Consider the following 12,690-nt stretch of genomic DNA (forward strand, 5'->3'; position numbering starts at 1 on the left):
GCTTTGCCGTCAATCCACCCGCGCGCCGTCCTTCACGCGATAGGTCGGCTTGTACATGGTGACCAGTTCTTCCGCCGCTGTCGGATGCACGGCCATCGTGCGGTCGAAATCGTCCTTGGTCAGGCCTGCCTTCAGCGGGATGCCGAGAAGCTGCGCCATCTCGCCGGCGTCCGGCCCCAATATGTGGGCGCCAAGCACTTTCTTCGACGCGCCGTCGACCACCAGCTTTATCAGCATCTTCTCATCCCGCCCGGACAGGGTGTGCCGCATCGGCCGGAATGTCGCGCGGTAGATCTCGATGTCGGGAAAGCGTTTGACGGCATCGTCCTCAGATAGGCCGACAGTGCCGATCTCCGGCTGTGAAAACACGGCGGTCGCGATCGTCTCGTGATCGGGCGCGGTTGGATTTCCCTTGAAGGCGGTTTCGATGAAACACATCGCCTCGTGGATCGCCACCGGCGTCAACTGCACGCGGTTGGTGACGTCGCCGATTGCCCAGATGCTGTCGATGTTGGTGCGGGAATATTGGTCGACGGCGATGGCGCCGGTCTTGGTCATCTCCAGTCCGATGCCTTCCAGGCCCATATTCTCGGTGTTGGGAATGCGGCCGATGGCCAGCATCACCTGGTCGACGGTCAGCACCTCGCCGCCGCTGACGAGCGCGTCGAGCCGGCCGTCCGGCCGCTTGCGGATCCATTCGGACACGGAATGGCAGAGGATTCTTATCCCCTTCTTTTCCATCGTCTCGTGCAGCATCCGCCGCAGGTCCATGTCGAACCGGCTGAGGATCTCCTTGCCGCGATAGACCAGCGTGGTGTCGACGCCGAGACCGTGAAAAATGTTGGCGAACTCGACAGCGATGTAGCCGCCGCCCTCGATCATGATCGCCCTGGGCAATTCCTTGAGGTCGAAAGCCTCGTTGGAAAAGATGCAATGTTCATGGCCGGGCAGCGCCGGATGCGCCGCGGGTCGGCCGCCGGTGGCAATCAGGATCTGGTCTGCTGTGACGGTGCGATCCTCACCCAGGAGATGCACGACATGCGGGTCGACGATCATGGCGCGCGAGTGAAAGGTCTCGCCGCCGGCGCCCTCGACGTTCCTGACGTAGATCGCCTCCAGCCGGCTGATCTCGCGATCCTTGTTGGCGACCAGCGTCTGCCAGTCGAAACTGGCTTCCGGCACCGTCCAGCCATAGCCGGCGGCGTCGGCAAAGTGCTCGGGAAATTGCGAGGCATAGACATAGAGCTTTTTCGGCACGCAGCCGCGGATGACGCAGGTGCCCCCATAGCGGTATTCCTCGGCGATGCCGACACGCTTGCCGAGAGCCGCGGCGACACGCGCCGCCCTGACCCCGCCCGAACCGCCGCCGATGACGAAAAGATCGTAGTCGTAACCGGCCATGACGCGGCTCCCAAGCTTCAGAAATGTGTCAGACAGGTAGGCCGCAAACCGTCAAAAGAAAAGCCCGGACAGGCCGGGCTTTCGCGGGAGGCCGCAAGGCCATTTGAAATGCGGGATCAGTTATTGTCCGCGGGGGCCGCGCCATCGGCGGGCGCTGCGCCATCGGCCGGAGCGGCGGCTCCGTCGGCGGGCGCGGCAGGTGCTGCCTGCGCCTTTGCCTTGGCGGCGGCGGCCAGCGTTTCGCCAACCTGCTGGGCGAGATCGCGGCCGAGGCCGTTCTGCCAGATGTCGGCTGCCTTGACCAGTTCGCGGGTCACCGTCGGGCCGCTATCGAGCAGCTTCTTGCCCGAATCGGAATTGTAGAAGGCGGCGATGTCGGCCAGTTCCTTTTCGGAGAACACTTTCGCGTAGGCGAGTGCTGCTTCCTTCTCGAGGTCGGCGCGGCGCGAGGCCAGCGCCAGCGCCTTCTCGCTGATCGTCTTGCCGATCAGTTCCTGCATGTCCGGGTTCTTCTGGATCAGCTGCGATTCGAGCGCCGCGGCTGCCTGCGGCAGGATGTTGTCGAACGGGTCGGTCGCGTGGATCGCAGCGACCGCCGCGCGGGCGGCCTTCAGGTGCGAATCCGTGACATCCTGCGAAAACGCCGGCGAAGAGAAGGCGAAAACGGCCGAGGCCGCCAGAAGGACGGAAAGGCTGCGAACCCGGTTATGCAACGTCATGATCGGTAGAACTCCCTGGTTTTCGGGCGGCATGGACGGTTTGGATACCGTCGCCGCCGGCGATGATGGCCGCTGAAGCCAGCCCGATGAAAAGACCATGCTCGACCACGCCCGGAATGGCGTGGAGAGCATTCGAAAGCGCTCTTGTATCCGGAATGCGGCCAAAAGATGCATCGAGGATAAAATGGCCGCCGTCTGTAACAAAAGCCTGCCCTCCCGTCATCCTCAATGTGACCGGCCCGGAAAGACCGAGCTTTTCAGCCGCTGCGGCAACCGCGATTTCAGTGGCGCGCAGGCCGAACGGATTGACCTCGATCGGCAGCGGAAAACGACCGAGCGTCTCGACCATCTTGGAGCGGTCGGCGATGACGATCATGCTCTGGGACGCCGCGGCGACGATCTTCTCGCGCAGCAGCGCGCCGCCGCCGCCCTTGATCAAGGTCAGTTCCGGGTCGACTTCGTCGGCGCCGTCGACGGTGAGATCGAGCTCTGGCGTTTCCTCCAGCGTCGACAGCGGCACGCCAAGCTCGCGGCAGAGCAACGCGGTGCGCTCCGAAGTCGGCACGCCGATGATGGTCATGCCGGTGGCGACCTTTTCGGCAAGCAGCCGCACGAACTCTTCGGCCGTGGTGCCGGTGCCGATGCCGAGCCGCATGCCGTCGCCCACATGGGCAAGTGCGGCGCGCGCGGCTTCGACCTTCAATTGCCTTGCATCCATGTCGGTAATTGCCCCGGAAATTCGCTGCCGGGCTCGTAGCATTTTTGCCGGTCCGGTCAAAGCCCTGGACGGCGCTTCTCCAGGTCATGCCTGTATAGGAATTATTTCCTTGATCGGTGAGGGCAGCTATGCTACATTTTTGTCCATGGTGCTGATTTGCGCCAACAACCCGCCGTCGAGGCGGGTTTTTCCATATCGGACGGCCCGCCGCGAATGCCCGGCCTGATGGGCAGGCCCTGCCTGAACGAACTGGCCCCGCGCTTGCCTTGACGCGCCGCAGCCGCTATCGCCTGCCCATTGCACACCTGCCCAGGACAGACCATGACCCGACCGATCATCGTGTTCGACCTCGACGGTACGCTGATCGACACAGCGCCGGACCTGCTCGACAGCCTGAACCACAGCCTGGCCGCCAGCGAGATCGCGGCGGTCGACGAAGCCGGCTTCAGGCGTTTTGTCGGTCACGGCGGCCGGGTGATGATCGAGCGGGCGCACGCCGCCCATCAGCGATCGCTCGATGTCGCGGAGCACGACCGGCTGCTGAAACTGTTCCTCGGCCACTACACAATCAACATCCCCGGCAAATCGCGCCCCTACCCCGGTGTCGTCGAGGCGATCGCGCGCTTCGAAAAGGCCGGCTATCTCCTGGCCATCTGCACCAACAAATACGAAGCCAACTCGCTGGCGCTGATCGAGGCGCTCGGCCTGTCCAGGCATTTCGCGGCCATCGCCGGACAGGACACGTTCGCCTTCCGCAAGCCCGACCCGCGCCATCTGATCGAGACCATCAAGCTGGCCGGTGGCGACCCGCACTGCGCGCTGATGGTCGGCGATTCGCAAACCGACATCGACACGGCGAAAGCCGCCGGCATCCCGGTGGTGGCGGTCGATTTCGGCTACACCGACCGGCATGTCAGCGAATTCGAGCCCTCGGCGGTGATCTCGCATTTCGACGCCCTGACGCTCGGTCTGGCGCAGAAGCTGATTGCCGCCGCCGGGTAGTGACGGGGAGTGGCGCAGGCAATCGCATATGGGCAAAGGCTTGCGCCCTACGAATACCCCCTCTCCTAACCCCTCCCCACAAAGGGGGAGGAGATTCCGTCGGCGCTGATATCAGCAGATTTCCAACGTTCTCGACGCAAAAGGCGAGAGCGCGGCAGCTTCCCTCCCCTTGTGGGGAGGGCTAGGGTGGGGGTCCTCTTCGCAAGAACCTATATTCGATTGCCTTTGGAAGCGGCCACGTCTCGTCGGGACAAGGCCGGATAGGCCGACAATCCGATCCTTGTCGGAACGCCGAACACCGCCTTGACTTCCCGCACCCGCCTCCCTTATATCGCGGCTCGCTTGGCCTTTGGGCAACGAGCGGGCGATTAGCTCAGCGGGAGAGCACACCCTTCACACGGGTGGGGTCGCAGGTTCAATCCCTGCATCGCCCACCAAAATCCTTACGGCAGTTGGCGATGTCTGGTGGAGATGCACCAGCCGCGATCAGCGCTTCATCGAGTGCAGGATGGCCTGCATGTGCTCTTCCAGGTCGAGTTCACCCCGAGCCTCGGCGGTCAACAGGTAATCGGCCTTGGCCCGGCGATCGCCTCGGCTGATCGCAGGATAGGAGCAGATGGCCAGCAGTGCTTCCTGTTCAATCCGGTCTGCCCTCTTGCGTTCGTGGCTGCTACTGCCCGCTTGATGAACAACCCTGTGAAGCCCGACATAGGTGGCTTCATGGGCTCCGATCAGCGCCCGCAATCCGGGTGAGGCCCCTTCCCCTTCAGCAAATGTCGGTTCAATGACTGAGGCCACGGCGGTGAACGCAAGAAGTGTACGGCGGGTGACTTCGGGCATGGCTCATATCCCTGCTGCCTGATCATGCAGGCACACCATAGCACCGGCGAAGCGGTTCGCAGAGATGCTCGGGGACGCGACCACACTTCTGCTGACAGATGTATTCGCTTCCGTAGCCCGCCCGCCCAGCAGCTGGTGTGGCCTTAAGTCGCAATGATTGACTTCCGAAATGCAGGGTTTCGGGCTTCATTGACGCTGCGACCAACACCATATGGTGATCCACAGCCCTCCAAAACGAGAGAAGCTCGCCTTGACACGGTCGCTTTGCGGCCATCGGCCGGCAATGGCTATGAACCAGGAACCTGAAAAACCATGCCTGAAAACATCAGACCGATTTCGAAAAACGTCCCCCTCATTCAGCTAGGCCTCTATCAGTGCCGCTTCCCGGTGAGCGAAGACCGGTCGGTACCCGGCGGCTATCGTTTTTGTGCCGGGCCAACTTCGGCGGATCGCGTCTATTGCGATCACCACCACGGCATCGTGACCGCCGTCGACCCTCGTCGAACCCGTTCAGGTCTCCACTCCGCTCAACGACGCGCTGCGTAAGCTAAGCGGGCGGCGGCCCCATTCGGGCAGCTGCAAACCGGCGGACTGAATCGGCACGCATTCCAGCCGCGGAACAAACCGGCACGCCAGCGAGTTTCTCTCCGACGAAAACTTGAGGGAAAGCCATGTCCAGATTTCTGCTGGCGACCAGCGTCGCCGTTCTTCTCGCCGGCGCGCCGGCCTTGGCCGCGGACGACAAGCCGCTGCCGCCACCCAATGCCAAGAAGCTGTCCGAGATCATCGCCAAGGTCGAGCAGCGCGACGGCTTTCGCTATGTGGACGAGGTCGACTGGGACAGCGGTGCCTACACCGTCACCTATTACACGGCAGACAAGGCGAAGGTTGAAATCACCTATGATCCTGTGACGGCGGAGCCGAAATAGGGTTCGCTCGCAGACATTCGTTCCCGGCCGTGTCAGCGACCATTCCCGGCGCGGGCGCCTCCCCTTGCGTCAGTCTCACTTTGATGGCTGACTGTGCGCCAGAGCACTTCACCGTTTCACAGAAACGGCGAACCGCTCTAACTCTCTGTTTTGACGCGATTCCGGGCGGAAAACCGTTTCACACTTTTCCTGGAATAGCTCTGGGCGCCGCATTGGGGGATGGGCATGGCGACGGCGAAGCACGTGATGAAGCGCATATTGATGATGTTGGCCGGCTACTTCGTGTCGGTGCTGGTCGGCCTGATCGCCATCGCGGTGATCTATGGCGTGCTCAGTTCCTTGCCCAACGCGCCCAACTATTTCGACGTCATGGGCGTTTCGCCGATTGCGGTGCTGCTGGTGCCGCCGCTCGGCATGTTCGTCTATTTCCTGACGATCGTGGTGACCGCGCTGCAGACGCTGATCTTCGCGTTGATCGCCGAGTTCTTCTCGTTGCGCAATGTCCTGCTGCACATGGTTTTCGGCGCCGGCGCCGCGGTCGGCGGCTTCGCCCTGATCTGGCCGAGCGCACCGGAGGATATGGACCCGGAGCGTTGGGTCGACATCGGCATCATTGCCGCTGCCGGCCTTGTCGCCGGGTTGCTCTATTGGCTGATCGCCGGGCGCGACGCCGGCTTCCGGCGGCCATTGTTCCAGCGCTACTAGCTTGCAGGCTCACAATCGCGAGCCCGGCATATCGGCTCATGCCGAGCCTGAAAGAAACAGATTCCGCCGCATTATGAAAGCCGCCAGTCGGAAAACGATCTCAAATCGGTCGCTCAGTGCGCCTTGCTGCCTGAGAGCAGCCATAGCTCGTCGTCATGGCGCTGCTGTTCCGAGCGCAGCGGCCAGTACGTCGGCGAGGCCGCGTCCGGCGCTGCCGTCCTCATCAAGGCGCGGATTGTAGATGGTGATCTCGAGGCCGACTGCCTTGCCGCTCGCCAAGGCAAGCCGGAGCGCAGCCGTCAGCTCGTCCCACGACAACCCGCCTGGCACGCGAAAATCGACAGCTGGCATGATGACGTCGTCGAGACAGTCGGCGTCGAGATGGATGAAGAAGCCGTCCAATTCAGCTCTCGTCAGGTGATCGATCGCTTCGCATGCGGCGGTCTCGATGCCCGTGGCGCGCACAGCGGGAAGGTCAAGCACCTTGAGCTCTTCGGGGAGCGGCTGGCTTCCGTACTCCTCCTGATCCTTGTGATCGCGATACGCGAAGGCGACAACGTCTTCAGGGCGGACCAGAGGACCGCGACCTTCGATGTCGGTCAGGAGCGACGGACCGTAGCCGGTGACGAAGGCGAGGTCCATCGAGGCGCCCTCACCATTGGGTTCCGCCTCTGGCTGGAAGAAATCGGCGTTGCCGTCAATGAAGAGCAAGCCGTAGCGGCCGCGTCGTCGAAACGCGAGCGCCGAGCCCAGCACGATCGTGCAATCGCCGCCCAGCACCACTGGAAACCCGCCTGCGTCAAGCACCGCTTCCACGGCGTCGGCGAGCTTGGGCGACCACTGCGCAATTGCCCTGGCGTTCAGGGTGCCGGTCTCGGGATCGGGCGTCGGGTCCTTCGGAGGCACAACCAGCCGCCCGGCGTGGCGCGCATGGATGCGCTCCGCAAGGCCAAGGTCAAGGAGCCGGTCAGGCAAGCGCTCCACACCGTCGGTCGCCAGGCCCAGCGTGGAAGGGGCTTCGAGAATCGCATAATGGCTCGGCATAGGCGCCTCCATTAGTGACTATTTTGCGGAGTAGGTCAGGGCCTCTGTTTTGTGGCCGTGTGATCGCGAATGAAGGCCCTTCCATCTGAACGCTGAAGCGAAACGTGCCCACTTCCGTAGCTTGGTCGACCTTCGTCAGCCATCGGCAGAATGCCGACGATGGCAAAACACCGTCGCAGAATCGCTTCGATCGCTCAACATCGTTCGTCCCTACCGAAACAGGATCACAGTTGCGTTTTGAGCTTGTTCGATAACGGTAGCCGCCGCTCCTCGTTCCCTCTCAGCCGCCTTTCCGCTTTCGGTCATTCCGTATTTATGAGTTAACGGTCTACCGAAGTCCTGGATCAACTCAAAGGCGAGCGAACCGCCTCCGTAGCGTCCAGAGCCTGCTTCAGGCGCGAATCGCGGTCGTAGACGTCGCCGAAATACTCGACCTTGCCGGACAGATCGGGCCATGCGGTGAAATAGGCGACATAGACCGGGATCGTGCGCGTCACATTCTCGGTCGCATGGCCGTGCTTCAGCTTCTCGGCGATATAGTCCACGGAGGTGCCAAGCACCGCCGCGGCCATGCCGCGCGGGTCCTGCAGCCGCACGCAGCCATGGCTGAGCGCGCGCATATCTCGCTGGAAGAATGATTTCTGCGGGGTGTCGTGCATGTAGATCGCGTGCTTGTTGGGGAACAGGATCTTCAACTCGCCCAGCGCGTTGGCCTCGCTCGGCTGCTGGCGAACGCTGTAGGGGATGTTGGAGCCATAGGCGCCCCAGTTGACCGCCGACGAAGGAATGCGCTTGCCGCGCGAATCCGTCACCTCGTAGCCGGCCCGGTCGAGATAGCCCGGATCGTTGCGCAATCTCGGCAGCATCTCGTTGACGATGATCGACTGCGGCACGCCCCAATAGGGATGGAAATCGACCTGCTTGATCTGGTCGTAGAAGAAGGAGGTCTGGTTGGTGGTCCGGCCAACGACGACACGCGTCTTCAGCTTTTCCTCGCCATTGTCGATGTAGCTTGCGGTAAAGGCCGGCTGGTTGATGAAGACGCGCGGACTGCCAAGATCGGAGGGCAGCCAGCGCAGTTCCTCCAGCGCCACTTCCACCTTCAGCAGCTTGTCGGCCTTGGATGTTCCGGCCAGCGTCGCGACGGTGCGCGGGCCGATGACGCCGTCGCCCTTCATGCCTGCCTTCTGCTGCACGGCTTTGATGATCGGAATCAGTTCCGGATCATAGACCTCGCTGGTGGCCAGCCTGGACAGGATCTCGCCATAGGCGCCGCCCATCTCGTCATCGAGATTGCGCGCGATCAGGGTCAGCAGCTTCGGCAGTTCGGGGCTGGTTTCGCCCGGCTTCAGCAACAGTTTGGGGTCGACGACGATTTCGTTTTCCGCACTGGCCTGCAGCGATTCCAGCTCGACGCGCAGTGCCTGGTATTCCGCATTCTGCGGATGCCGCGATTCGAGATAGGTGCGCACTTGCTGGGTATGCGCCAGCGTCCTCAGCACGCCTTGCAAGTCGAGCGGCTTGGCCGGGAAATCATAGTAGCCGGTCATGCGGTTGGGATCGACGCGGCCGTTCTGGGCGTCGTGGGCATAGCGCAGCACACGCGCGGAAAGCGCCATCTCGAAACGGACGAGCTCTTTCAGTTGCGCATTGGCATCGGCCGACGATGCGCCGGCAGCGGGCACTTCGACCGTATAGTCGGCGGGCGTGAGACCATAGCTTGAAGCCTCGCCAAGCACCCGCACCGCATCCTGCGCGCGGCTGTTGAGGCTGGTTCCGCTTATCCAGATGAAATCCGGATTGGCCGAGTAATACGCGATCAGCGCCTTGGCGATGTCGGGCTCGGCTAAGAGTTCGTAGTCACCCAAGCTGGCAACCGCATCACGAAACGCGGCGCCCGTTGCCGACGGCACGAAAGCCGCATCCTGTGGCGTCGCCGGCTCTGGCGTCGGGGCCAGCGCCGAGAAGTCGACGCGAACCAGCCGGTCGGCCTTGTAGGTGTAGTAGGATGGGCTGCTGATTCTCGCACCGCCACCGCCACCGCTGGCCGGAGCCTTCGGCTTTGGCTTGTGCTTCGGTGGCGGAGGCGGAAACTCGCCTTTCGGCGCATGCTTGACGCCGCCGCCGAACAGCATGTCGAACAGCCCCTGCGCGCCTGCCTGGGGTACACCGAAAGCCAGCGTTGCCGTGATCGCCATCAGCGGCATCACGGTTGCTTTGTTTCCGAGGAATTTCATGAATCACCCGCTCCGGCCGCAACCGGTTCCCGTTCCGCACGCTAGATCGTCCCGCTCACCGCATGGCGGATGTAAGGCGCGACTATACTGATTCATACCGATTTCGTTAAGCTTTCATAAATTTTGGAAAGCCTGTTGCAGAACGGTTTCACAAGATCGTGACGGCTGGAGCGGAGGGTTGTTCCGCCCCAGCCGGAAATCTCTCGGGATCAGGCGTTGGCGCCGCCATCGATGGTCAGGGCAGCGCCGGTGACGAAGCGGCCTTCAGGGCCTGCAAGCCAGGCGACCATACCGGCAATGTCATCGGCCTTGCCGAAACGCGGTGTTGCCATCTTCCGGCGCTGATGCTCGGCGTGCGGGCCGTCGGCCGGGTTCATGTCGGTGTCGGTCGAACCGGGGTGGACGACGTTGGCGGTGATGCCGCGCGGGCCGAGGTCGCGCGCCAGCGCCTTGGTCAGGCCGACCAGCGCCGCCTTGCTGGCTGAATAGGCCGTGAGGCTGCCGTCGGTCGCCCTCTCGGCAAGGTTGCTGCCAATCGAGATGATCCTGCCGCCCTCACCCATATGCACGGCCGCCGCCTTCGAGGCGATGAATGGAGCCCGGAGATTGACCTCCATGGTCTCGTCGAAATCTGCGAGCGACAGCGTGTCGATGGGGGCGGCCCGCCAGATGCCGGCGCTGTTGACCAGGATGTCGAGCCGGCCAAAAGCGGTCACTGCGTCGTCGACGGCCTTTTCTATAGCCACCGCATCGCGGTTGTCGGCCCTGATCGCGATGGCGCGGCCGCCCTTGGCCTCGATTTCGGCCACAACCGAGCGAGCCTGCTCCTCGCCATGCACATAAGTCAGAGCGACACTGGCGCCGTTGGCCGCGAGCCGTCGCGCAATCGCCGCACCGATGCCGCGACTGCCGCCGGTGACGAGCGCGGCCTTGCCGCCCAGTTGGTTGGATGACATCGATTTCTCCTTTTGTAACGATCGATACATAAATGTCTGCCAGCCTTGCCCGTCGGCGTCAACTTAATTATGTATCGATCAACACAGAAAAGAGCATCATGTCGGAACGAGGCCGTCCCCGCACCTTCGATCGAACCGCAGCCCTGCGCCGCGCGATGCAGGTGTTCTGGGCCCGTGGTTACGAAGGCGCATCGATGAGCGAGCTGACCGCCGCCATGGGCATCAACTCGCCCAGCCTCTACGCCGCCTTCGGCAGCAAGGAGGCGCTGTTCCTGGAGGCGACGGATTTTTACTCGCACACCGAGGGTGCCGACATCTGGCTGGCGCTGGACGAGGCTCCGACCGCGCGGCAGGCGATCGAACAATTCCTGTCCCTGACGGCGAAGGCCTATGCGCAGAGCGATCGCCCGCAGGGCTGCCTGATCACGCTGGGCGCGCTGCATCAGGATTCGAGCCGCGGCGCCATCTGCGACGACCTGCGCCGTCGTCGTGCCGAAAACCACACCGCCCTGCAGAAGCGTCTCGAGCGCGGCGTTGCCGAAGGCGAATTGCCGGCGAATTTCGATGCGAGCGCCGCCGCGACTTTCTTCGCCACGGTTCAGCACGGCATGTCGATTCAGGCACGCGACGGTGCCTCGCACGATGCCCTGCTGGCGACGGTGGCCGGTGCCATGGCTGCCTGGACGACAATGGCCGGCACCGACGCGGCGTGACAAACGCCGGCTGGTGTGATCGAAATTCTGACTTGCCAGCAATGCTAGGGCCGGCAAGGCCGGGAGGCCAGCAATGCTAGGGCCGGCAAGGCCGGGAGGGATGAGAGCGTGAAAAAGGGTTATCGCGAGCTGCTGGACGAGGCGAACGCCGAGATCGAAGTGGTTTCGCCGGAGGAGGCAGCCGGACTGCTCGACGATGAAGACACCATCTTCGTCGATCTGCGCGATCCGCGCGAAGTGGAACGAGACGGCAGGATTCCCGGCGCCAAGCATGTCACCCGCGGCATGCTGGAGTTCTGGATCGATCCCGAAAGCCCCTACCACAAGCCGTTCTTCGCCTCGGGAAAGGGCTTCGTCTTCTTCTGCGCCGGCGGCTGGCGCTCGGCGCTGGCCACAAAGACGGCGCAGGACATGGGGCTTTCGCCGGTCAAGCACATCCTTGGCGGCTACACCGCCTGGAAGGCCGCCGGACTGCCGGTCGAACCCGGCGAGAAGAAGAAATAATCTCGACCGCCGCTCAGTGCAGCAGCAATGGCTCGCGATGCGTCACGAAGCCGACCGCGCGTTCGACCACGCCCTTGTCGGCGAGAATACGGCGGTGGCCGAGCCCGTCGGCCCAGTAGAGCCGCACATGGCCGCCGGCGCCGGCATAGCGCCTTGCATGATCGGCCGACACTTCGCGATCGTCCTGCGCATGGATGACCAGGGTCGGCACCGGCGCCTGGGCGAGCTGACGGTCGCCGGTGAATTCGTGCAGCGGCCGGCCGGAAAGATGCTCGACCCGGTCCGCCATGGCGGCTTGCGAGCGCGGGCCGACATTCAACATATGACTGAAGTCGGCAAAGATCGCCGGCAGGGAACTTGGCGCCGCGATCAGCACCAGGCGTCCGGCCGCCAGCGGCGGAATGTTCTTGACCGAACCGGCGATGGCATTGGCGGCGACGGCGCCGCCGAAGGAATGGCCGACCGCCGCCACGAAGGGGCCGAACCATTCGCCGGCAATTCGCACCGCATCCACGGCATTGACCATGTTCAGGCGCCGGCCCTGCGACTGGCCGTGGCCGGGCAGGTCAAGCGAAACGACCCTGTAGCCGGCGGCGCGATAGCCTTCGATCAAGGCGCGCATATATTCGGTGCGCGAGCGCCAGCCATGGACGACGAGCACCGTGCCGGCGGCCGCCCTGCCCGGCTCGGGCCGGAACTCGTGCACCATGACGCAGCCGGTCGCGGTCTTCAGTCGGTGATGTCGCGCCTCGGTCATGAACCCGGCCGCACGCTCGACAGCGCGGCGCTCGCCATCGCTGAGCACCTTGACATTCGGGGTGCGGCAGAACAATTCGAACGCCGCGCGTCCGCTAAGCCGCGGCGCGACACGCTCTGCCGCACCGAACACGCCCCGGATGACCTTCAGCCCGAATGATGCCAT

13 protein-coding genes and 1 tRNA gene are annotated in these 12,690 nt (G+C 63.4%); 6 read left to right on the forward strand and 8 right to left on the reverse strand.

Annotated features, from left to right (window positions below):
- Positions 1-9 precede the first annotated feature (9 nt).
- The 3 genes from gor to rpiA form a co-directional block, all read right to left on the reverse strand.
- Positions 10-1,401, reverse strand: a complete 1,392-nt coding sequence (gene gor, locus NKJ11_RS19860; protein ID WP_352794105.1) for a glutathione-disulfide reductase — start codon at positions 1,399-1,401, stop codon at positions 10-12.
- Positions 1,402-1,517: 116 nt separating this feature from the next.
- Positions 1,518-2,120, reverse strand: a complete 603-nt coding sequence (locus tag NKJ11_RS19865) for a DUF2059 domain-containing protein (RefSeq protein ID WP_352442439.1) — start codon at positions 2,118-2,120, stop codon at positions 1,518-1,520.
- On the reverse strand, positions 2,107-2,838 hold the full coding sequence (gene rpiA / locus NKJ11_RS19870) for a ribose-5-phosphate isomerase RpiA (RefSeq protein ID WP_352794107.1): 732 nt from the start codon (positions 2,836-2,838) through the stop codon (positions 2,107-2,109). Before rpiA ends, NKJ11_RS19865 begins: the two co-directional genes overlap by 14 nt.
- A 321-nt stretch (positions 2,839-3,159) precedes the next feature.
- On the opposite strand from rpiA, the gene NKJ11_RS19875 reads away from it, so the two are divergent.
- Both NKJ11_RS19875 and NKJ11_RS19880 read left to right on the forward strand, forming a co-directional pair.
- Complete coding sequence (locus NKJ11_RS19875) at positions 3,160-3,840, forward strand: phosphoglycolate phosphatase (protein WP_352794109.1); 681 nt, start codon at positions 3,160-3,162, stop codon at positions 3,838-3,840.
- A gap of 362 nt (positions 3,841-4,202) precedes the next feature.
- A tRNA-Val gene (locus tag NKJ11_RS19880) sits at positions 4,203-4,277 on the forward strand.
- A 49-nt stretch (positions 4,278-4,326) separates the two neighbouring features.
- On the opposite strand, the gene NKJ11_RS19885 is transcribed toward NKJ11_RS19880, so the two are convergent.
- Positions 4,327-4,680 (reverse strand): hypothetical protein, encoded by a 354-nt coding sequence (locus NKJ11_RS19885; protein ID WP_031213807.1) that lies wholly within the window; start codon positions 4,678-4,680, stop codon positions 4,327-4,329.
- Between the two features lie 671 nt (positions 4,681-5,351).
- Here NKJ11_RS19885 and NKJ11_RS19895 point away from each other — a divergent pair.
- Positions 5,352-5,609 carry a PepSY domain-containing protein gene (locus NKJ11_RS19895; protein ID WP_024503292.1) on the forward strand — a complete coding sequence of 86 codons (258 nt, stop codon included), beginning with the start codon at positions 5,352-5,354 and terminating at the stop codon, positions 5,607-5,609.
- A gap of 219 nt (positions 5,610-5,828) precedes the next feature.
- A complete protein-coding gene (locus tag NKJ11_RS19900; RefSeq protein WP_352677244.1) occupies positions 5,829-6,314 on the forward strand; it encodes a hypothetical protein in 486 nt (161 codons plus the stop codon).
- A gap of 153 nt (positions 6,315-6,467) precedes the next feature.
- Here NKJ11_RS19900 and NKJ11_RS19905 read toward each other — a convergent pair whose 3' ends face one another.
- The 3 genes from NKJ11_RS19905 to NKJ11_RS19915 all read right to left on the reverse strand — a co-directional run bounded on the left by NKJ11_RS19905 (position 6,468) and on the right by NKJ11_RS19915 (position 10,551).
- Positions 6,468-7,358 carry an arginase family protein gene (locus tag NKJ11_RS19905; RefSeq protein WP_352552208.1) on the reverse strand — a complete coding sequence of 297 codons (891 nt, stop codon included), beginning with the start codon at positions 7,356-7,358 and terminating at the stop codon, positions 6,468-6,470.
- Between the two features lie 344 nt (positions 7,359-7,702).
- Positions 7,703-9,595 (reverse strand): L,D-transpeptidase family protein, encoded by a 1,893-nt coding sequence (locus NKJ11_RS19910; protein ID WP_352794112.1) that lies wholly within the window; start codon positions 9,593-9,595, stop codon positions 7,703-7,705.
- A 209-nt stretch (positions 9,596-9,804) separates the two neighbouring features.
- Complete coding sequence (locus tag NKJ11_RS19915; protein ID WP_352794114.1) at positions 9,805-10,551, reverse strand: 3-oxoacyl-ACP reductase family protein; 747 nt, start codon at positions 10,549-10,551, stop codon at positions 9,805-9,807.
- A gap of 98 nt (positions 10,552-10,649) precedes the next feature.
- Here NKJ11_RS19915 and NKJ11_RS19920 point away from each other — a divergent pair, with 98 nt between their 5' ends.
- Together NKJ11_RS19920 and NKJ11_RS19925 are read left to right on the forward strand one after the other, a co-directional pair.
- A complete protein-coding gene (locus NKJ11_RS19920; protein ID WP_352794115.1) occupies positions 10,650-11,264 on the forward strand; it encodes a TetR/AcrR family transcriptional regulator in 615 nt (204 codons plus the stop codon).
- Positions 11,265-11,372: 108 nt separating this feature from the next.
- The gene (locus NKJ11_RS19925) at positions 11,373-11,768 is read left to right on the forward strand and encodes a rhodanese-like domain-containing protein (RefSeq protein ID WP_352794117.1); all 396 of its coding nucleotides are present in this window, start codon (positions 11,373-11,375) and stop codon (positions 11,766-11,768) included.
- 13 nt (positions 11,769-11,781) lie between these two features.
- Here NKJ11_RS19925 and NKJ11_RS19930 read toward each other — a convergent pair whose 3' ends face one another.
- Complete coding sequence (locus NKJ11_RS19930) at positions 11,782-12,690, reverse strand: alpha/beta hydrolase (RefSeq protein WP_023813961.1); 909 nt, start codon at positions 12,688-12,690, stop codon at positions 11,782-11,784.

The sequence above is a fragment of the Mesorhizobium sp. M0243 genome (assembly GCF_040321775.1).
GTDB lineage: Bacteria > Pseudomonadota > Alphaproteobacteria > Rhizobiales > Rhizobiaceae > Mesorhizobium.